General features: G+C 64.2%; 16 protein-coding genes. 10 read left to right on the plus strand and 6 right to left on the minus strand.

Annotation, left to right across the window (positions count from 1 at the left end):
* Window positions 1-2: 2 nt before the first annotated feature.
* From ACKPCU_RS02280 to ACKPCU_RS02320, 9 genes are all read left to right on the plus strand, one after another.
* Window positions 3-632, plus strand: a complete 630-nt coding sequence (locus ACKPCU_RS02280; RefSeq protein ID WP_118131589.1) for a tetratricopeptide repeat protein — start codon at window positions 3-5, stop codon at window positions 630-632.
* Between the two features lie 3 nt (window positions 633-635).
* A complete protein-coding gene (locus ACKPCU_RS02285; RefSeq protein ID WP_321349569.1) occupies window positions 636-1,298 on the plus strand; it encodes a response regulator in 663 nt (220 codons plus the stop codon).
* Window positions 1,295-2,671 (plus strand): ATP-binding protein, encoded by a 1,377-nt coding sequence (locus ACKPCU_RS02290; RefSeq protein ID WP_321349570.1) that lies wholly within the window; start codon window positions 1,295-1,297, stop codon window positions 2,669-2,671. Before ACKPCU_RS02285 ends, ACKPCU_RS02290 begins: the two co-directional genes overlap by 4 nt.
* Before the next feature lie 97 nt (window positions 2,672-2,768).
* Complete coding sequence (locus tag ACKPCU_RS02295) at window positions 2,769-3,542, plus strand: SDR family NAD(P)-dependent oxidoreductase (protein WP_104736755.1); 774 nt, start codon at window positions 2,769-2,771, stop codon at window positions 3,540-3,542.
* A gap of 77 nt (window positions 3,543-3,619) precedes the next feature.
* A complete protein-coding gene (locus ACKPCU_RS02300) occupies window positions 3,620-7,999 on the plus strand; it encodes a PAS domain-containing protein (protein WP_321349573.1) in 4,380 nt (1,459 codons plus the stop codon).
* A 33-nt stretch (window positions 8,000-8,032) separates the two neighbouring features.
* Window positions 8,033-9,661, plus strand: a complete 1,629-nt coding sequence (locus ACKPCU_RS02305; RefSeq protein ID WP_321349575.1) for a sensor histidine kinase — start codon at window positions 8,033-8,035, stop codon at window positions 9,659-9,661.
* Window positions 9,662-9,708: 47 nt separating this feature from the next.
* Window positions 9,709-10,092, plus strand: a complete 384-nt coding sequence (locus ACKPCU_RS02310) for a response regulator (protein ID WP_321349577.1) — start codon at window positions 9,709-9,711, stop codon at window positions 10,090-10,092.
* Entirely contained in the window at window positions 10,085-11,584 is a 1,500-nt protein-coding gene (locus tag ACKPCU_RS02315) for a diguanylate cyclase (RefSeq protein WP_321349579.1), read from the plus strand. Before ACKPCU_RS02310 ends, ACKPCU_RS02315 begins: the two co-directional genes overlap by 8 nt.
* A complete protein-coding gene (locus ACKPCU_RS02320) occupies window positions 11,581-12,726 on the plus strand; it encodes a response regulator (protein WP_321349581.1) in 1,146 nt (381 codons plus the stop codon). The genes ACKPCU_RS02315 and ACKPCU_RS02320 overlap by 4 nt, the downstream gene beginning before the upstream one ends.
* A gap of 69 nt (window positions 12,727-12,795) precedes the next feature.
* Here ACKPCU_RS02320 and ACKPCU_RS02325 read toward each other — a convergent pair whose 3' ends face one another.
* Both ACKPCU_RS02325 and tspO read right to left on the minus strand, forming a co-directional pair.
* Complete coding sequence (locus tag ACKPCU_RS02325) at window positions 12,796-13,788, minus strand: alpha/beta hydrolase (protein WP_321349583.1); 993 nt, start codon at window positions 13,786-13,788, stop codon at window positions 12,796-12,798.
* Window positions 13,785-14,231, minus strand: a complete 447-nt coding sequence (tspO, locus tag ACKPCU_RS02330; protein WP_321349586.1) for a tryptophan-rich sensory protein TspO — start codon at window positions 14,229-14,231, stop codon at window positions 13,785-13,787. The genes ACKPCU_RS02325 and tspO overlap by 4 nt, the downstream gene beginning before the upstream one ends.
* Window positions 14,232-14,562: 331 nt before the next feature.
* On the opposite strand from tspO, the gene dkgB reads away from it, so the two are divergent.
* Window positions 14,563-15,384: a 2,5-didehydrogluconate reductase DkgB gene (dkgB, locus tag ACKPCU_RS02335; RefSeq protein ID WP_321349587.1), complete on the plus strand. Its 822-nt coding sequence runs from the start codon at window positions 14,563-14,565 to the stop codon at window positions 15,382-15,384.
* A 138-nt stretch (window positions 15,385-15,522) separates the two neighbouring features.
* Here dkgB and ACKPCU_RS02340 read toward each other — a convergent pair whose 3' ends face one another.
* From ACKPCU_RS02340 to ACKPCU_RS02355, 4 genes are read right to left on the minus strand one after another with little or no spacing between them, the layout of a single operon-like run.
* On the minus strand, window positions 15,523-17,478 hold the full coding sequence (locus ACKPCU_RS02340) for an acetoacetate--CoA ligase (RefSeq protein ID WP_321349589.1): 1,956 nt from the start codon (window positions 17,476-17,478) through the stop codon (window positions 15,523-15,525).
* Window positions 17,475-18,383 carry a hydroxymethylglutaryl-CoA lyase gene (locus ACKPCU_RS02345; protein ID WP_321349591.1) on the minus strand — a complete coding sequence of 303 codons (909 nt, stop codon included), beginning with the start codon at window positions 18,381-18,383 and terminating at the stop codon, window positions 17,475-17,477. Before ACKPCU_RS02345 ends, ACKPCU_RS02340 begins: the two co-directional genes overlap by 4 nt.
* Window positions 18,380-20,317, minus strand: coding sequence for an acetyl/propionyl/methylcrotonyl-CoA carboxylase subunit alpha (locus tag ACKPCU_RS02350; protein ID WP_321349594.1), 1,938 nt, complete (start codon window positions 20,315-20,317; stop codon window positions 18,380-18,382). The genes ACKPCU_RS02345 and ACKPCU_RS02350 overlap by 4 nt, the downstream gene beginning before the upstream one ends.
* The gene (locus ACKPCU_RS02355) at window positions 20,310-21,110 is read right to left on the minus strand and encodes a gamma-carboxygeranoyl-CoA hydratase (RefSeq protein WP_321349595.1); all 801 of its coding nucleotides are present in this window, start codon (window positions 21,108-21,110) and stop codon (window positions 20,310-20,312) included. Before ACKPCU_RS02355 ends, ACKPCU_RS02350 begins: the two co-directional genes overlap by 8 nt.
* Window positions 21,111-21,177: the final 67 nt, after the last annotated feature.

A 21,177-nucleotide genomic window follows, 5' to 3' on the forward strand; every position in this document is an offset into this window, starting at 1 on the left:
TCATGTCCATCTGGGTTCGTTATCTTCTCGCCGGTCTGCTGGCCACGTTCAGCCTGAGCACCTTTGCCGCCGATATCGCTCCGCTGCAGAAACGCTGGGCAGAAATTCAGTATCAGTTGCCGGAAAATCAGAAAGCCGATGCCTTCGAAGCACTGGCAGCCGAGGCCGAACAGGCCCTGGCAGAGGAACCGGACAGTGCGCCACTGCTGATCTGGCGCGGCATCATTCTCAGCAGTTGGGCCGGCGCTGAAGGCGGACTCGGCGCGCTGGGCAAGGTGAAGGAGGCCAAGAGCCTGTTCGAACACGCTTTGCAGGTTGACCCCCAGGCCCTGCAGGGCTCGGCCTATACCAGTCTGGGAGCACTCTACTATCAAGTGCCCGGCTGGCCGATCGGCTTTGGCGACGACGAGCAGGCCGAGACGTTGCTGCAACAGGCACTGGTGCTGAATCCGGACGGCATCGACAGCAATTTCTTCTGGGCCGATTACCTGATCGACCAGAAGCGCTATGCTGAAGCCCGCAGCGCACTGCTCAAGGCGCAGGGCGCTGCACCGCGCCCGGACCGTCCGCTGGCCGACGAAGGCCGCCAGGCTGAAATCCGCGCCCGACTGGACAAAATCGCCAACAGGTAATACATGCGACTGCTGCTGGTAGAAGACGATACCTCCCTCGCCGAGGGCATCCTGACCTCGCTCAAGGGCGAGGGCTACACCCTAGACTGGCTGCAGGACGGCGCCAGCGCGCTGCACGCCCTGAGCAGCGAGCCCTTTGATCTGGCCATCCTCGATCTGGGCTTGCCGCGGATGGACGGCCTGCAGGTACTGCGTGAGTTGCGTGACCGCCATCAGGCCGTACCAGTGCTGGTGCTGACCGCCCGCGATGGCGTGCAGGACCGCATCGCCGGCCTCGATGCCGGCGCCGACGACTACCTGATCAAGCCCTTCGACAGCGCCGAGTTGAAGGCCCGCATCCGTGCCTTGCTGCGACGCAGCGCCGGGCGCGCCGAGCCACTCATCCAACTGCGCGGGGTTACCCTCGACCCGCAGAGCCAGCAGGTCACGTTTGAGGGCCGCAACGTCAACCTGTCACGCAAGGAGTTCGTGCTGCTGCATGAACTCATGGCCCAGCCCGACCGGGTACTGACCCGCGACCGGCTGGAGCAGTCGCTGTATGGCTGGAATGAAGAAGTCGACAGCAACACCCTGGAAGTCCACATCCATCACCTGCGACGCAAGCTGTTCAGCGGACTGATCCGCACGCTACGCGGCATCGGCTACATGATAGAACGCGACGCATGAAATCCATCCGCAAGCGCATCCTGATTCGGGTGCTCGGGCTACTGCTGGTCGGCACCCTGATCATGGGCTGGGCCAGCCATCATGATTCTACCCATGAGGTAGAAGAACTGTTCGACGCCCAACTCGGTCAGAGTGCGCGGGTGCTGATCGGGCTGCTGGGAGCCTCGCAGGGCCAGATTCCGACCGAACAGCTGGCCCAGGCGCTGCTGGAAACCACCGGCGAGCACCCCAAGCTCGGCCACCGCTATGAAAGCAAGCTGGCGTTTCAGGTCCGCGACGCCAACGGCACCGTGATTGCCCGCTCCTTCAACGTGCCGCAGCTCACTGATGCCGACTGGCAACCGGGTTTTGCCGACCTGCAACAGGAAACGTACCGGTGGCGCGGCTACGTGCTCGAGTCACCGGACAGCGGTCTGGCGGTCTGGGTCGGTGAGCGCAGCGATGTGCGCGGCGAACTGGTCGACAAGATCGTGCGCGGCACCCTGGTCCCCGATCTGCTCGGCATACCGCTGATGATGCTGCTGGTCTGGTTCGCCATCGGCTCCGGACTCAAGCCCCTCGACCAGCTGGCCCAGCTGATCCGCCTGCGCGAACCGAACAGCCTGCAACCGATCGTACTGGGTGACCTGCCCGCCGAACTGGAACCGGTGCAAGCCGCGCTCAATCGCATGCTGGAGCAGTTGCACCAGTTGCTGGCCCGCGAGCAGCGCTTTATTGCCGATGCGGCCCACGAACTGCGCACCCCACTGGCAGTCCTGAAGATTCACGCGGAAAACGCCATGCAGGCCACTGACCCGGGCGAGCGCGAACAGGCACTGCAGCACCTGCGGCAGGGGGTCGAGCGCGCCACCCGGTTGATTTCACAGATGCTCACCCTGGCACGCCTGGCCGACGAGCAGCAACGGCAGCGGAACCCGCTTGCCCTGCTGCAGAGCTGCCGCGATGAGGTTGCCGAGCTGCTGCCGTTGGCGCTGAGGCGAGACCAGGAATTGGAACTGATCAGCGATAGCGACCTGCCGGACAAGGTCAGTATGGAGCCGGGCAGTCTCGGCATGCTGCTGCAGAATCTGGTCGGCAATGCCATCCAGCACGCGCCCGATGGCGGTCGCATCCTGATCAGCCTGCAGCGCCAGACAGACCAGTTGGTGCTGCGGGTCGAAGACAGCGGGAGCGGAGTCGCCGCAGCGGACCGTGAGCGCCTGCTCGAACGGTTCCACACCCAGGGCAGCAGCCAAGGCGCCGGGCTGGGTCTGTCCATTGTGCAGCGGATTGTCGAGCGCCATCAGGGTAACCTGCAGCTCGGCGACAGCCCGCTCGGCGGTCTGCTGGTGCAGGTCAGCCTGCCGCTGGCGCTGCTCGGCAGTGCTGATTGAGCAACATCACCGAGCCAGCCTTTGCTGGTGCCCGACCGTCCATTAGCCGATACTCGGACGCTGTTTGCCCAATCCCTAACAACAGGAGATCCGTCTCATGACCACCATGCGCTTCGACCTGACCGGCAAGACCGCCCTGATTACCGGCGCCTCCAGCGGCCTCGGCGCCCACTTCGCCCGCGTACTGGCTGCCGCTGGCGCGCGCGTGGTGCTGGCCGCCCGCCGGGCCGATCGCCTGTCGGCACTGGTCGACGAACTCAAGCAACAGGGACATGAGGCGATGGCGGTGACCATGGACGTGACCGATGCCGACAGCGTCGACGCCGGCTTCAGCGCCGCCGAGCAGACCTTCGGGGTGTGCGACATCCTGGTCAATAACGCCGGTATCGGCGACCCGGTCCCCTTCCTTGAGATGGACGAAGGCAACTGGCGCAGTATGCTCGACACCAACCTCGACGGCGCCTGGCGCGTCGCCCATCGCGGCTGCAAGGCGATGGCCGGCAGCGGCCAGGGCGGTAGCGTAATCAATATCGCCTCGATCCTCGGCCTGCGCGTCGGCAAGGCTCTGGCCCACTATGCCGTCGCCAAGGCTGGCGTTGTGCAGCTGACCAAGGCCATGGCGATGGAACTGGCCAAGAACGGTATCCGCGTCAACGCCATTGCCCCCGGCTACTTCCGCACCGAAATGAATTCTGACTACTTCGACACCGAGCACGGCCAGAACTACGTGCGCAGCAAGGTGCCGATGGGCCGCCTTGGCCGCCTCGACGAACTGGATGGCCCGCTGCTGCTACTCGCCAGCGAGGCGGGCTCCTTCATGACCGGCACCATCATCAACGTCGACGGTGGGCACGTTAACAACAGCCTGTAAACCGGACCGGCACCGGGCGCTGGCAGGGCGCCCGGCAAACCGCTATCGTCAGGCCTGAGGACGCACCTGGAATACTCATGGCCACCCCGAAACCCCTACGCAACGGGCGCATCGCCCTACCGCTCGGCATTCTGTTGCTAGCACTGTTCTTTCTGTTCCTCGCCAGTTCGGCCTGGCAGCAGCGCGATGAACAGTGGCGTACCGACCTGTTCATCGATGCCCGAGCAGAGCTGCGTGCGCTGGAGCACACCCAGCAGGCAAAGCGAGGCGAAGCCCAGATCGCGGTGTACAGCCTTACCGAGGACCCGGACACCCAGCGTCTGGTGCGGCGCGTTGACGAATTGATCCGGCAGCACGGCCGCGCCCATCCTGAGGTGCAGCGCCTGCGCGCGCAATTGATCGGCGACCTCGACGGCTTCTGGGAACTGCTGAAACAGGCCGGCGCAAGGGAACTGCAAATCCATTCCTCCGCTGACCAGACCGCGCTGCTGCGCATGCAGGACCCATATCGCTGGGGCGATCGTAACGATGTCGACCGCCCCCTGCTGCGCGCCGTCAGCAACGGCAGCGCTGCGAGCGGTCTTGAGCTGTATCAGCACGGCAGCAGCGAGAGCGCCATCGCCCCAATATTCGCCAGCGATGCCGCCGATAGCCCACAGATTGCCACCTTGCAGGTCGGCTTCCCTGGGCTGCCGGAGATTGCCCTCGGTCCGGCCGAGCGGATAGCCCTGCTGGTCAACAGCAAAGCCCTCGCCAGCGAGGCTGGCAGCTGGCCCCTGCAGCCGCTGGCACATGATCGCTGGTTGCTGGCCGACCACAGCGGCGGCCGGGTTCCCGGCTGGCTAAGCGACGCCCTGGCTACGCTCAACGCCGACCAACTCGAGCGCATCTACAGCAACCAGCAGGGAACCTGGCTACTCAGCCTACGCCCACTCGACGCCGTCATCCATCATCCGACCGGCGGCATGCAGCCCGCAGCACTGCTGCTCTGGCGTGACATCAGCCAGGAGGCGGCCGCCCATCAGAGCCAGCAACGCCAACTGGCCGCCAAATGGCTGCTGGCGCTGCTCGCTGCCTGCAGCCTGTTTACCGTGCTGCTGCTGAGCAGCTATCGCGCCGCGCGCCGGCAGATGGTGCGTCATGCCAGCGCCATCCGGGTCGAAAATCGCAAGCGCGAGCACGAGCGCCGACTGCTGGAAATCATTGCGCGCACCCAGTCTGCCTATATCCAGCAGAACCAGATGACCAGCAACCTGGGCGAGGTACTGGAACAGATTCTTGAGTTGACCGGCTATCAGGTCGGCATTCTGGCAAAGGCGGTGAATGCCGATAACGGCCGCCTGCAGCTGCAGCCCCAGGGCGTGGTAGATTCCCGCAACCCGGCGCAGCCACCGGCTGTCAGCCTGCTCGGCGCGATGGACAGCGCCAGCGGCGACCCGCAGGCGCGGCTGATTGACAGCGACGATCCCGATCTGAGCAATGCCGCACTGCTGCCCTTGCTATACGGCGGACGGCTGATGGGCATGCTGGCACTCAGCCGCAACCAGCGCCCCGTCGATACCGGGCTACTCACCTTTCTCTCGCCGCTGCAGACCAGCCTGGGCCAGTTGCTGCACGCCATTCACCAGCGCCAGGAACACGAAGCCCTGCAACAACGACTGGAGCGCCAGCGCCTGGCGCTGCGCTCACTCAACCGAATTGCCGCCGATTTTGGGTTATCCCACCAAGAGCGATTGGAACGGCTGCTCGATCTGGGCTGCGACTATCTGCAGCTTGATCTCGGCCTGGTCAGCCGCATCACTGACAACGTGTATGAGGTGCAGGCTGCCAGCAGCGGAGACCAGAGCCCGACCGTTGGTAGCCGCTTCGACTTCGATCAGACGTACTGCAGCCTGGCCTACCAGGAGGACGACGTGCTGGCCATCGACAGCATGGGCACATCACGCTTTAGCGGCCATCCGTGCTACCAGTCATTCGCGCTGGAGAGCTATATCGGCATTCCGCTGCTCGTCAACGGCAGCCGCCACGGCACCCTCAATTTTTCCAGTCCGTCGCCAAGGCAGCGCCCATTCGACGAAGCTGATCTGGATTTCATGCGGCTCTGCGCCCGCTGGTGCAGCGGGCTGCTCGAGCATGACGCCGAACAGCAGGCCCGCGAAGCGGTGCTGCAGCGCTTTGCCAAGCTCAACCAGCACTTGCCGGGCATGGTCTATCAGTACCAGTTGAGCCCAAATGGCCACGGCTGGTTTCCGTTCAGCAGCGAAGGTATTCGCAACATCTACGACCTGACACCGGAGCAGGCCACTGTCAGCGCCACGCCAGCCATCAAGCTGATTCACCCGGACGATCAGGACCGGATTCTGGCGGAAATCAGCGAGTCCGCCCGCCAACTCAGCGAGTGGCGCTCGGAGTACCGGATTTGTCATCCCCGACTCGGCGAGATCTGGGTTGCCGGCTATTCCAGCCCGGAGCTGCTGGCCAACGGTGACATTGTCTGGCACGGATTTATCGCCGACATCAGCGTACGCAAGCGCATCGAGCAACACTTGGCCAGCGAGCAGCAGCGGCTGGCCCGCATCATCGAAGCCACCGGCGTCGGCAGCTGGGAGTGGGATCTGACGAGCAACCAGTTACAGGTCAGTGGTCGCTGGCTACAGATGCTCGGCTACCCGCCGGACCTGCCACAGCCGCTGCAGACTGAGCACTGGGTCGAGTTGATTCACCCCGATGATAAGCCTGCCGCCCGCCAGCAGGTGATCGCTCACCTGCGCGGACAGAGCGATTACCTGCGTTACAGCTACCGTGCACGCCATCGCGACGGTCACTGGGTCTGGATTCAGAGCCACGGTCAGGTCACCGGCCGCGACGCCGATGGCCGCGCCCTCTGGGTGAGTGGCACTCACGCCGACATCAGCCAGGAAATGGCTGCGGCTGAGGAAGTGCGCGAAGCCCGCGCCTTCCTTGGCGCGGTGATCAACGCCTCAACCGAGGTTTCGATTATTGCGGTCAATACCAGCGGCCTGATCACCCTGTTCAACAGCGGTGCTGAGAACCTGCTTGGCTACCGCGCCGAAGAGGTGATGGGTCATATGTCGCCGGTCAGCTTCCACCCCCAGCAGGAAATCGAGGAACGCAGTCGCGAGCTGAGCGCCCGCTACGGCAAGCCAATCGAGGGGCTGGAAGTGTTCTTGCACGAGGCCCGCAACGGCGGCTCGGAGAGCCGCCCCTGGACCTACCTGCGCAAGGATGGAGGGCGGCGGGTGGTCTCGCTTACCGTCACCCGTATTGCCGACCAGGATGGCCAGCCTATTGGCTACCTGGGCATGGCCTTTGATATCACCGAGTTGAGCAATACCACTCGGGCGCTGCAGAAGAGCGAATCTCGCTTCCGCGGCATGGTCAGCAACCTGCCGGGCGCGGTGTACCGCTGCCGTCCGAGCCAGAACTGGGCCATGTCCTATCTGAGCGACGAGATTGAGCGGATCACCGGGTACCCTGCCGGCGACTTCATCGACAGCCAGCGCCGCAGTTACAGCAGTATCGTCCACCCCGACGACCTGCAGCAGCGGCAGGACCTGCTCAATACCGTCGGCAGCCAAACCGGCTTCGAGCACACCTACCGGCTGATCCACGCTGACGGCCACGTGGTGCAGGTGCGCGAGAAAGGGCGTGGCGAGTTCGCCAGTGACGGCTCTCTGCTGGGTATCGACGGCTTTATCTGGGACGTTACCGAGCAAGCGCGAGTTGAACAGCTCAAGGCCCAGTTCGTCTCGACCGTCAGCCACGAATTGCGCACTCCGCTGACCGCAATCAGCGGCGCTATCAAACTGATTGACGGCGGTGCGCTGGGTCCGGTGCCAGAAACCATGCACCGGCTACTGTCCATCGCGGCGCAGAACAGCGACAACCTGCACCGCCTGATCAACGACCTGCTCGACATGGACAAGCTGTCAGCCGGCAAACTGAAGATTGAGCTACAACCGCTGCCGCTGCGCCCGCTGCTGGAACAGGCACTGGAACTGAACCAGAGCTACGCCGAACAGTTCCGGGTGAAGCAACAGCTGGGGCCGATCGACGAGGTAACCGTTACCGTCGACCGCCAGCGGCTCGGCCAGATACTGGCCAACCTGCTGTCCAACGCCGCCAAGTTCTCGCACCCGCAGGGGCGAATCTGGCTCAGCGCCGAGCGCCTGGGTGAGCAGGTAGAAATCAGCGTTCGCGACGAGGGCATCGGTATTGCCCCACAGGAGCACGAGCGCATCTTCGACAAGTTCTTCCAGGTCGACAGTACCAGCACCCGCAAACGCACGGGCTCCGGGCTGGGTCTGGCCATTACCCGGGAACTGGTGCGGCGGATGGATGGCGATATCGGCTTTGAGTCCCGTGAGGGCGTGGGTTCACGGTTCTGGATACGGTTGCCCTGCACTACCGCCCATATCACCGCAAAGACTGTCTAGACTGAGGGCATGGAGAAGTCTCCCGGAGACAGCGTGAACAACCCCACCAGCAACGAACAGCAACGTCTGGCCGCCCTGAAGGCCCTGCAGGTTCTGGACACGCCCAGCGAGCAGGCGTTTGACGACCTGACGGCGCTGGCCGCCCACTGGCTGAGCACCCCGATCGCGCTGGTTTCCCTGGTCGATGGCCACCGCCAGTGGTTCAAGAGCAGAGTAGGCCTGGACGTCACCGAGACGCCAAGAGAAATGGCGTTCTGCGCCCACGCGATAAACCAGGCTGCGCTGATGGAGGTGCCTGATGCTCGCCAAGACCCGCGCTTCGCAAATAACCCACTGGTTACCGGCTTTCCCGAGATTCGCTTTTATGCCGGTATGCCTATCGCCAGCCCTGACGGCCAGCTAATCGGCACCCTCTGCGTGATTGACCGGCAGCCACGAACTCTCAGCGACAAGGAACGCGACACCCTGCAGCGGCTCGCCCGACTGGCAGAGTTCCAGCTGCAGTTGCGCCTCAACGTATTGCAAAGCAACGCCAAAACCCGGGAACTGGAACACCAGCAGGCTCTGAACCAGCGCCTGCTCGACTCACTCAAGGCCGGCGTGGTTGCCTGCTCGGACGACGGCACCCTGACCCTGTTCAACACCACTGCCCAGCACTGGCATGGCGCCGATGTACTCACGCTGCCGCCGGCAGACTGGGCGCACTACTACGACCTCTACGCCGCCGACGGTCGCACCCCGCTCGCAAGAAACGACATACCACTGGTTCGCGCCTGGCAGGGCAAGCCGGTAGAGAACGTGGAAATCTGCATTGCCGCTGCTGGCCAACCGCTACGCTACGTACTATGCAGCGGTGGCCAGCTGTATCCCGAGCGCGACGGCCCGGGAGCGGCTATCGTGGTGATGCACGACATTTCCGAGATTCGGCGCGCAAGCAATATGAAGAGTCACTTCCTGGCCACCGTCAGCCATGAGCTGCGCACACCACTGACGGCACTCAGCGGCGCTGTCGGGCTGTTGGGCAGCGGTAAAACCGATCCCCGTTCCGCCGCCGGTGAACGGCTGCTGGACATCGCCCGGGAGAACAGCCGGCGGCTCAATGAACTGGTCAACGATCTGCTCGACATGGAAAAGCTTGAGGCCGGTAAGGTGGAGCTGCAGCTTGAACCGCTGGCGCTGCGAGCACAGGTCATCCAGGCAATGGAAAGCAACCGCCCCTATGCGGACCGCTTCCAGGTGCACTGGCGCATCGCTGAAAACTTACCCGATCTCAACGTGATCGCCGATCAGCACCGCCTGCAACAAGTGCTGGCCAACTATCTATCGAACGCCGCCAAGTTCTCGCACCCGGGCGATCCAATTCAGATCGAGTGGCAGCAACAAGGTGACGCTGCCGCCGTTCGCGTCGTTGATCAGGGGATCGGTATTGCACTCGAACAGCAACCGCAGCTGTTCAACAAGTTCACTCAACTGGATAATTCCAACAAGCGCCAACGTGGTGGCACCGGCCTCGGCCTCGCCATCTGCAAGGAATTGGTTGAACTCATGAACGGACAGGTTGGGGTAGAGTCGGAAACAGACAAGGGCTCCTGCTTCTGGTTTACTCTGCCGCTGGCGGTGCCAGAAAACCAGCCAACACAAGGCAGTGTGCCACCACCTTGACGTTGATCAAGGCCTCTCCCACCCAACGAACGCAAGATAGGCTGACCATGGTACTGAAACGCATCATGCACATTGAGGATGACCCTTCCATTCAGGAAGTGGCCCGGGTGGCGCTGGAAGTGGTTGGCGGCTTTGTCGTACGCAGTTGTGACTCCGGCGCCGACGGCTTGACCGTCGCCGAGAACTTCGCTCCCCAGCTGGTCCTGCTGGACGTCATGATGCCGGGTATGGATGGCCCGCAAACCCTGACTGAATTGCGCAAATTACGGTGCATGCAAGGCGTACCCGTCGTCTTCATGACCGCCAAGGCGCAAACGCAAGAGGTGGCTGCCTACCGCGATCTGGGTGCCGCCGGTGTCATCATCAAACCCTTTGACCCGATGACCCTGTCAGATCAGATCCGCGAGATTTGGGAAAACACGCATGCATGAATCAGAGCAGCTCGTCGCCCAGCTGGCCGTCCTGGAAGAACGTTTCCGCCAGCGCCTGAACGACGAACTGGATGTCCTGAAACAGCTGGCCCAGGCGGTACTCGATGACCCGCAAAGCGCATCCCAGACCCTGGACACCCTGGCGGAGGCGACCCGTCACCTGAACCTGCTGCTGCAGCGCCACCAGGACGACCGGGCCGAACCCAAACGCCTTGAGACCCCGGCCAGCGATGAGGGCGCCCAGCAACATATCGGCCTGCTGGTGCAGGACGCCGCCATGCGCGAGCAGCTGGAGCGCACCCTCGGCAGCTTTGGTTATCAGATCAGCAGCTTTGACAGCCCAGCCGCCCTGCATAAGACCGACATCATCGACGCCATGATTGTTGATACCAGCCCACCCGGCAGCACCCTGCTGGAGGACCCGGCGTTCCGCCAGCGCGGCGCCCAGGCGCCGCCGCTGCTGGTGATCAGCTCACAGGACAACTTCACCGGCCGGTTGCAGGCGGTGCGCGTCGGCGCCAGTGGCTTCTTCACCAAACCCGTCGATCTGCCACTGCTGGAAAGCCGCCTTGAGCGCTGCTTCAACACCTTCCAGGGTGGGCCGTTCCGGGTGCTGATCGTCGACGATGATACCGAGCTGAGCGCCCGTTATGCACTGGTGCTGAGCAGCGCCGGCATGCTGGTCGACACCCTGAGCGATCCGCATAAGCTGCTCAGCAAGATGGACAGCTTCAGCCCTGAGGTTGTGCTGATGGACCTGAGCATGCCGGACTACAGCGGCCCGGAACTGGCGCAGGTAATCCGCCTGAACGACGATTGGCTGCGCGTCCCGATTGTCTACCTGTCGGCGGAAACCAACGCCGAGCGGCAGATGTCGGCGCTGCTCAAGGCTGGCGATGATTTCATCACCAAGCCGATCAGTGACAGCGCCCTGCTGACCACCGTTTATGCCCGCGCCCAGCGCGCCCGCATGGTCAGCGACGCGCTCGCCCGCGACAGCCTGACCGGCCTGCTCAAGCACGCCGACATCAAGGAGCAGGTGGAAATCGAGGCTGAGCGCGCACTGCGCACACGGTCCCCCCTGACCGTCGCCATGATCGACATCGACCGTTTCAAATCGGTTAACGACCAGTACGGCCACGCCAACGGCGACAGCGTGATTCGTGCCTTGTCCAACCTGCTGCGCCAACGCCTGCGCAAGGTTGACCGGCTAGGCCGTTACGGCGGCGAGGAGTTTGTTGCGGTGCTGCCTGGCTGCAACCGGGAAGACGCCTTCAGCATTCTCGACAGTATTCGCGAGGCCTTCAGCGCCTTGGAGTTCTCCACCGACAAGGGCAAGCCGTTCAACTGCACCTTCAGTGCCGGTATCAGCACCTGCATGGCACCTGACTGGAACAACAGCACGCTGCTCGAGGACGCCGACCGCGCCCTGTATCAGGCCAAGGAGTCCGGCCGCAATCGCATCTGCAAGGCCGAGGTCGGTAACGATTGAAAGCAATTATCGTCGAGCAAGACCCCTGGATTGCCGAACTGCTGCGCTCTGTTCTGCGTGATCTGGGCGGCATCGAAACCCGTCTGTTTGATACGGCCGTCAGCGCCATCAACCACCTGCGCAGTGACCGTGTTGACCTGCTGATAGCCGATCTGCAGCTGAGCGACCGCAGCGGCCTGGACCTGGCTCGCGAAGTTGCGCGCCGCGCACCGCGCAGTCTGCGGGTGCTGATCACCGCCAGCATAGACCGGCAGCTGGTGCTGGATGCACGCGCCGCCGGCGTCGTCGACCTGATCGCCAAGCCGTTCAAGCTTGATGACCTGCGCAAACGGCTGGCCCGGCTGCTGCAGCGCGATCAGGAGGGAATCGCCGCAGCGGGCAATATCGGCGATCTGAATGGCTTTCTGCAGGCGCGCCTCAAGCAGCCGATCCGGCTGGCCTGGACCAGCCCCGAGCGCCAGCAGGAGGCGGCCGTATTGCCGCAGCAGACCAGCCACGCAGACTACCTGACACTGGCCCGCAACGAGCCGCTGCTGGCGCTGGTCAGCATCAATCGCGCCAACCGCGAAGGCCTGCTACGAGGTCGTGAAGGTGCCTGCGTCAGCCTGACCGAAGCCTGCGAGTGGCTTGGCAACCACACCTGCGCCGATCTGGCCAAACGGCTTTCGCGCGCCCGCATCGCGCTGGAGCATCCATTGCTGCAACGTCTGGCCGCCGGCTTCATGGCCGAGCGCGAAGCCCTCGCTCAGGCCCTGAAGCGACTGAGCGCTCACCAGTCGATTGCGGCTGGCCCGATGGACACGGCACTGAGCTTCTGTCGCCTGGGCGAAATGGCGGTCATCTGCGCCGTTCAGCACTATCTGAACTACGGCCAGCAGGCCGATGACCAAACCATCAGGCAGATGGTCAGCGACTACGCTGCGCCCTTCGGCAACCAGATCAAGGCCCAGCAGCAATTGCCGTTTCTACTCCGCGAGCTGACCGGCTCACTGTTTCAGCTGCCCCAGACCGGGCTGCGCAAGGACCGCATCCTGATGCGAATTGCCGCGCTGGAGACCGGCTTCGCCAGCCCCGACCCGACCCAGTTGCATCAGCTGCGTCGCCTGATTGGGCGCGACACAGCGGAGCCGGTCGACGGCTAGTGCCGCTCAGCCACCAGCTACAAGCCAAACCGTGGCTGTTCACTGGGCGGGAGCGGCAGGCACAAGGCGTCACTCAGGTCGGGGAAAGGCGTCGTTGCTTGCCGCTATCCAGCGGTGCGCATGGGCCAAAATCGCGCCGGCCAGCGCGACAGGGAAATGAATAACGCCGTGTGGCGATGACGGCAGCAGTTGAAACTCGACCTCGGCCGATCTACTCCAGCGCTCCGCCAGCAGACAGGTATCATCCAGCAGCGGGTCCAGCTCGCCGGCGAACATCAGCGCAGGTGGGAAGCCGGTAAAGTCGCCATGCAACGGGGACAGCGGTGGCGTGCGGCGTTGCTCGTCAGTCAACTCCGGCGTCAGCTGGCGCATCGCGTCGACCATGCCAGGGCCATCCAGCAGCAGCGTCTCCGACGGCGCGGCGCGTACGCTCGGCGTGCCTGTCAGATCGTACACACCGTAATAGAGCAGAGCCCCATTCACCCGTGCAAACAGATCTGGCCAGCGCTTCAGCTCGAGTAACGTCGCTACCGCAAGATGGGCTCCGGCCGATTCACCCACGATGGTCACCGGCAGGCCGGCAAACTCGCTGTTAGCGTCGTCCAACAGCCAGCGGGCGGCGCTCAGACAGTCTTCAATCAGGGCCTCAATGGGCGCGGAGACGGCAAGCCGGTAGTCAACCGACACCACCGTCACACCGCATGCTTTCACCATGGCGCCGTTGAACCGGTCATTCATCCGCGCGTTGCCGACAACCCAGCCGCCGCCATGAATATCCAGCACCACACCTTTGGCCGGGGTTTGAGGCCGGATGATGCGCACGGGCACAGTGACGTCGCCCATCTGAACCCGCCGGGTCTCAGCCCTGAGCCCTTGCTTGCGCAACCGTCGCTCGCCGCCAGATTGACCAACGCGCAGCAGCCCCTGAGCAAGGCGCAACACCCTGCGATTAAACAATTTTGCCCGCGGCAACCAGGCCAGTTTTCTATTGAACGCCTCCAGCTGCTCACGCTCCTGATGACTTACCGACCAGCGTGTCAGGTAGGCAGGTTGGTCTTTCATAACCTGCGGTTCTTGCGCAGGATGGCGAAGTTGAGCGCCGCCGCCACGCAGAGCCAGCCTAGGTAAGGCAGCAGTAACAGGCCGCTGATCACGTCGAGTCTGAACGCCATCAACACCATCAACGCGACCACCAACCAGAGCACGACAATGATGACCATCGCGCTGAAAATACGATGCGCGCCGAAAAACACCGGAGTCCAGAGCGCGTTAAGGGCAATCTGCGCCGCCCACAACGCCAGCAAGACCTGGCTGCCGGGTATCAGGGACAGACGATAGCCGACCCAGGCCAGCAGCAGATAGATCAGCGTCCAGGCCACCGGGAACGCCCAGTTGGGCGGCGTAAAGTCGGGCTTGATCAAGCGCTCGTACCATTGCCCCGGCTTGAAGATGATGCCGGTGGTGGCGGCAGCGCCGCAGGCCAGCAGCAATATGAAAAAGGTCATCGTTTGTCCTTGGCTGTAGCCAGCCGCCAGAGAGGCTCAGAGTTTTAATTCCCTGTTCAGTGACCCGTTCGCGTGGCGATAAATTCCATCGGCCAGGCGATTTGCTTCTGAGTTCCAGCCAATTCGGCCGCTATCTGCGCAACGCACCCCCAACGCAGCCATTGCCGGCAGTGCCCGAATACAGCGGAATTATTGTAACCAACACCGGTCTCTTTCTTACCACCTGGATTGGCGCGCTGACGGTTTCGGTCGCTGCCGCACTGACTTGGCTCAGCCGGGTGACAGGATCAGCAAGGCGCCACCGGCCACAACATCCGTATGGAGAAAACGCATGATGAAGTCCACCTCGGAAAGCATGATTCCCCCCATCGGTATGGGCACCTTCAGGCTCAAGGGCGATGACGCCTACCAGGCTGTCAGCACGGCGCTGGAGCTGGGCTACCGACACATCGACACCGCACAAATCTATGGCAACGAGCAGGACGTGGGCCGTGCCATCGCCGACAGTGGCGTGCCCCGCAGCGAGCTGTTTGTCACCACCAAGATCTGGACCGACAACTTCACCCAGGACAAGCTGATCCCCAGCCTGCGCGAAAGCCTCGACAAGCTGCAACTCGATCAGGTGGATCTGACCCTGATTCACTGGCCATCGCCCGGCGGGAAGGTGCCCATGCAGGAATACCTAGGCGAGCTGATGAAGGCCCGCGAGCAGGGCCTGACGCGGCTGACCGGAGTCTCCAACTTCACCATCGATCTGCTCAACGAAGCCTTTGAGCTGGTGGGACCGGACAACATCGCCACCAATCAGGTTGAAATTCACCCCTTCCTGCAAAATCGCAAACTGGTCGAATTCGCCCGCGAAGAAGACCTGCACCTGACTGCCTACATGCCGCTGGCCGTGGGCAAGGTGATGCAGGACGAGACCCTCGACCGTATCGCCGAAGAGCACGGCGCCACCCCGCCGCAGGTGGTCATGGCCTGGCTGATGCGGCAGGGCATTGCGGTGATTCCGTCCTCGACCAAACGCCTGCACCTGGAGAGCAACCTGGAGGCCGACCGTGTGCAACTCACCGCCGATGACCTCAACTTCATCCACCAGTTGGACCGGGGCGAACGCATTGCCAACCCGGACTTTGCGCCCGAGTGGGATTGAAACCTCACAGGGTTGGTTTTTGCTTTCAGGAAGGTCGCGTTACATCTCGACCAGCAGCATTCGCCGCACCGCCGCTGGCCGGGTGTAAACCCGGCCTTCCGCAGAGCCGCAGCAACAGTTGAAGCAGCGCCGAGACGATTACTGCTGTAGCGCGGGCACGTCGCGGAACAGATCCAGCGCCTCTGGATTGGCAAGCGCGTCGGTGTTCTTCACCGGCAGACCGTGCACCACGTTGCGTACCGCCAGTTCGACGATCTTGCCGCTGCGGGTGCGGGGGATGTCGCTGACCGCGATGATCTTCGCCGGCACATGGCGCGGGGTGGCGTTGGCGCGAATCACCTGGCGGATCTTCGCCTCTAGTGCCGCATCCAGCGGCAAACCGTCGCGCAGGCGCACAAACAGCACCACGCGCACATCGCCCTGCCACTGCTGGCCGATGGCGAGCGACTCCAGCACCGCTTCGACCTTCTCCACCTGCCGGTAGATTTCCGCAGTGCCGATGCGCACCCCGCCGGGGTTGAGCACCGCATCCGAGCGGCCGTGAATGATCAGCCCGCCGTGCGGCGTCTCTTCAGCGTAATCGCCATGCGCCCAGACGCCGGGGAAGCGCTCGAAGTAGGCGGCGCGGAAACGGCTGCCGTCCTCATCCTTCCAGAAGCCCAGCGGCATCGACGGGAAAGGTTTGCTGCAGACCAACTCGCCCTTGCCTTCACTCAGCCGCTGACCTTCGTCGTCCCACACCTCGACCGCCATGCCGAGGCCCTTGCACTGCAGTTCGCCACGCCAGACCGGCGCGGTCGGGTTGCCAAGGGCGAAGCAGGAGACAATGTCGGTGCCGCCAGAGATCGACGACAGGCACAGGTCCGCTTTGAAGCAGCGGTAGACGTAATCAAAACCCTCGTGCGCCAGCGGTGAACCGGTCGACAGCACCGCCTTCAGGCGGCTCAGCTGGTGGCGGCGATTCGGCTCGACGCCGGACTTCTCCAGCGCGGCCAGATACTTGGCGCTGGTGCCGAATACGCTGATGTTTTCCGCGTCGATCAGGTCGATCAACCTGTCAGCAGAGGGCTCAAAGGGCGAACCATCGTAGAGGACCAGTGTCGCGCCCAGCGCCAGCCCGGAGACCAGCCAGTTCCACATCATCCAGCCGCAGGTAGTGAAGTAGAACAGCACGTCCTCGCTGCCCAGATCGGTGTGCAGGCCGTGTTCCTTGAGGTGCTGCAGCAAGGTGCCACCGGCACCGTGAACGATGCACTTGGGGACCCCGGTGGTGCCGCTGGAATACAGAATGTAGAGCGGCTGGGCAAAGGGCAGGGCGGTGAACGCCGGGCTGCCGGCCGGCTGGCTGACGTCGTCCCAGTGGGCGGTCGACACCACCGAGGCAAACTCGGCCAGACACGGCTCCACGCCACCGTAGGGCACCATGATCAGCTGCTGCAGGCCGCCCAGTTGCGGCAGGATTTCCGCCAGCTTGCCGCTCATATCCAATTGCTTGCCGGCGTAGCGGTAACCGCTGCAGGCGATCAGCACCCGCGGCTCGATCTGGCCGAAGCGGTCGACCACGCCCTGCGCGCCAAAGTCCGGCGAGCAGGATGACCAGACCGCACCGATGCTCGCCGCCGCCAGCATGCCGACCACGGTCTGCCAGGTATTGGGCATCAGCGCCGCGACCCGATCACCGGGCTGCACACCGAGCTTCAGCAGGTGCTGCTGCAGCCCGGCCACCCGCGCGGCCAGCTCGGCGTAGCTGAGCTGTTCACGCTGGCCGTCTTCGCTGAGCGCAATCAGCGCCGGGTGGTCGTCGCGGCGGCGCAGCAGGTGGGCAGCAAAATTCAGCTCGGCACCGGCAAACCATTGCGCGCCGGGCATGGCATCCGGGTTATCCAGCACCCGCTGCGGCGGGGTGCTGAAGTCCACCGCAAAGAAGTCGGCCACTGCCTGCCAGAAATCGGCAACCGCGCTGACGCTCCACGCATGCAGCGCGGGGTAGTCGGCCAACGCCAGCCCATGGCGCTGATTGATAAAGCGCCGGAAGCCATCCATCCGGCTGGCCGCGACCCGCTCCGGGCTCGGCCGCCACAAGGGTTCGCTCATGCCTGCTCCCGCGCCAGCAACGCCCGCGCCACGCGCGAGCCGTTGGTTTTGCCCAGCACGTTGCAGATGTGCTGACCGGTCTGCACCAGCGCCGCCATATCGACGCCTGTCTCGATACCCAGCCCATTGAGCAGGTAGAGCACGTCTTCGGTGGCGACGTTGCCGGTCGCGCCCTTGGCGTAGGGGCAACCGCCGAGCCCGGCGACCGAGCTGTCAAATACCGCCACGCCTTCCAGCAGGCTGGCGTGGATATTCGCCAGCGCCTGCCCGTAGGTATCGTGAAAATGCCCGGCCAGCAGGCTGCGGTCGATATCGCGGCCAACCACCTCGATCAGCCGGCGGGTATCGCCTGCGGTGCCGACGCCGATGGTGTCGCCGAGCGAGACCTCGTAGCAGCCGCTGTCGAGCAGCTCGCGGGCAATCGCTGCTACCTGCTCCGGTGCCACGTCACCGTCAATCGGGCAACCCAGCACACAGGAGATATAACCACGCACCCGCACGCCGTGCTCCTTGGCCGCGGCCATGATCGGCTCAAAGCGCTGCAGGCTCTCGGCAATCGAGCAGTTGATGTTCTTTTGGGAAAACCCCTCGCTGGCGGCGGCAAACACCGCCACTTCCTTCACCCCAGCTTCCAGCGCGCCCTCAAAGCCCTTGAGGTTCGGTGCCAGCGCCGCGTAGGTCACGCCGGGCTTTTGCTGAATCGCGGCAAACACCTCGGCCGAGCCGGCCATCTGCGGCACCCACTTGGGCGAGACGAAGCTGCCGACTTCGATGTAGCTCAGACCGGCAGCGCTCAGGTCGTCGACCAGACGCACCTTGTCGGCGACGCTGATCGGCTGTTTTTCATTTTGCAGGCCATCTCGCGGGCCCACTTCGACCAGGCGCACCTGTTGCGGCATGCTCATGCCGTTGTCTCCTCAGCAATCGGTTGCAGCGCCACCAGCACCCGGCCTTCGTCAACCAGATCGCCCTCGGCGCAGTGAACGGCCGTGACCTCGCCGGCCTCGGCAGCGCGAATACTGTGCTCCATTTTCATTGCCTCGACCACCACCAGCAACTCGCCAGCGGCGACCTGTTGACCCGGCTCGACCAGCACCCGCACCACACTGCCATTCATCGGCGCGCTCAAGCCGCCGTGACCGTGCTGCTGGGCCTCTACCTCGCTGATCGGATCAACCTGCGAGACCCGTTGCAACTGCCCGTTCCACTCGACAAACAGCCACTGACCGCGGCGCTGCACGGCGTGGCGACGCCCCTCAACCAGCAACTGATCGCCCTGCAGGCTGACACCCGCAGCGGGCAGGGCACGCGCCTCGGCCTCGCCACAGCGCAGATGCAGGCGCTGTTCGCTGGCCAGTCCGAGGCGCAACCCGGAGGCGCTGGCCCAAGGGCTGTGCGGGTCATCAGCCCGCGCAGCAGAGGGTGCCGTCAGCAACCAGGCGCAGGCCGCCAGCGCCCAGAAGGCGTCGGGCAGCGGGGCCGGGGCGGGCAGCAGAACGTCGGTATGACGCGCGATAAAACCGGTATCCAGCTCGGCGGCGGCAAAGGCCGGATGCGCCAGCACCCGACGCAGGAAGACGAGATTGCTGTGCAGCCCGCCCAGCTGCTGCTCGGCCAGCATTGCCAGCAGACGGCGGCGGGCGGTTTCCCGGTCCTCGCCCCAGGCGATCAGCTTGCTCAGCATCGGGTCGTAGAACGGCGAGATGCGGTCACCTTCGACCACCCCGCTGTCGACCCGCCGCCCAGCGCCCGCAGCCGGCTCGCGGTACAGCGTCAGCTCGCCGCTGGCAGGCAGAAAATCCTGTTCCGGGTCTTCCGCGTAGAGCCGCACTTCAATCGCGTGGCCGCGCAGCACAATCTGCTCCTGCGTCAGCGGCAGCGGCTGCCCTGCGGCCACGCGCAGCTGCCAGGCGACCAGATCCTGCCCGGTGATCAGCTCGGTCACCGGGTGCTCGACCTGCAGGCGGGTGTTCATCTCCATAAAGAAGAACTCGCCGCGGGCGTCGAGCAGAAACTCCACGGTCCCGGCGCCCACGTAGCCAATGGCGCGCGCCGCGGTGACCGCCGCCTCACCCATGGCGCGGCGCAACTCGGGCGACAATCCGGGCGCTGGCGCTTCTTCCACCACTTTTTGGTGGCGACGCTGGATCGAGCAGTCGCGCTCGGCCAGATACACCGCGTTGCCGTGCTGGTCGGCAAACACCTGAATCTCGACGTGGCGCGGCTGCAGCACGTATTTCTCGACCAGCATGCGCGCATCGCCAAAGGCAGCCTGCGCCTCACGCTGGGCCGAAGACAGCGCCTCACTCAGCTCCGCTTCCGATTCGACCACCTTCATGCCCTTGCCGCCGCCACCGGCCGCGGCCTTGAGCAGCACCGGGTAACCGATCTTGGCGGCCTCGACACGGAAGGTCTCCAGCGCCTGATCGGCGCCGTGATACCCGGGCACCAGCGGCACGCCGGCGGTTTCCATCAGCGCCTTGGCCGCCGACTTGCTGCCCATGGCGTCAATCGCGCTGGCCGGCGGGCCGACGAAGATCAGCCCGGCGGCGGCCACCGCGCGGGCAAAGTCGGCGTTCTCGGAGAGAAAGCCGTAACCCGGGTGAATGGCATTGGCGCCGGCGGCTTTGGCCGCGGCGATGATCACCTCGACCTTGAGGTAACTGTCACTCGGGCGGGCGCCACCGAGGTTGACCGCCTGATCGGCGCTGCGCACGTGCAGGGCATCGCGATCGGTATCACTGTGCACCGCCACGGTAGCGATACCCAGCTCGCGCGCGGTGCGCATGATGCGGCAGGCAATTTCGCCGCGGTTGGCAATCAGCAGGGACTCAATCATGGCTCGCGCACCAGTCGGGTTGGCGTTTTTCCAGGAAGGCCAACAGGCCCTCCTGACCTTCGGGGCTGATCCGCACCCGGGCAATCGCTGCCTCGGTGTAGCGGCGCAGCGGCGTGCTCATGGCACCCAGCCCGACCTCCTGCAACAGCGCCTTGGTGGCGCTCATCGCCTGCGGGCCGTTCAGCAGCAGGTTGGCGACCCACTGATCGAGCGCCGCCTCCAGCTCAGCCGGCGGATAACACTCAGCCAGCAGCCCCAGCTCGCGGGCCCGCAGCCCGTCAAAGCGCTCGGCGGTCAGCGCGTAGCGGCGGGTGGCACGGGCACCGATGGCCTGGGTGACGTACGGGCTGATCACCGCCGGCAGCAGGCCAATGCGCACCTCCGACAGACTGAACAGCGCGTCCTCCGCGCCAATCGCCATATCGCAGCAACTGATCAACCCGAGTGCGCCACCAAAGGCCGCGCCCTGCACCACCGCCAGCGTCGGCACCTTGAGCTGTGCCAATGAGGCCATCAGCTGGGCCAGCTCGCGGGCGTCGTCCAGATTGGCGTTGTAATCCAGCGCCGCGCAGTCGCGCATCCAGGCCAGATCGGCCCCGGCAGAGAAGTGCTTGCCACGCCCCCGCAGCAGCATGAAGCGCACCGCCGGGTTGGCCGCCACCGTATCCAGGGCGTCCAGCAGCTCGCGGATCATCTGCGCGTTGAAGGCGTTGTTCTTGCTTGCGCGAGCAAGCCAGAGCGTCGCCACACCGTCTGCGCGGAATTCGAGTTCTATGGTTTCGTAAGCATTCATGTTGTTTTCTCGATTGGTGGCTGGCGCGCTCTTGCTCGCGCAGCTGCAAGCTACAAGGCGGATGGCC

This window comes from Halopseudomonas oceani (assembly GCF_963677335.1).
Classification (GTDB): Bacteria; Pseudomonadota; Gammaproteobacteria; order Pseudomonadales; family Pseudomonadaceae; genus Halopseudomonas; species Halopseudomonas oceani.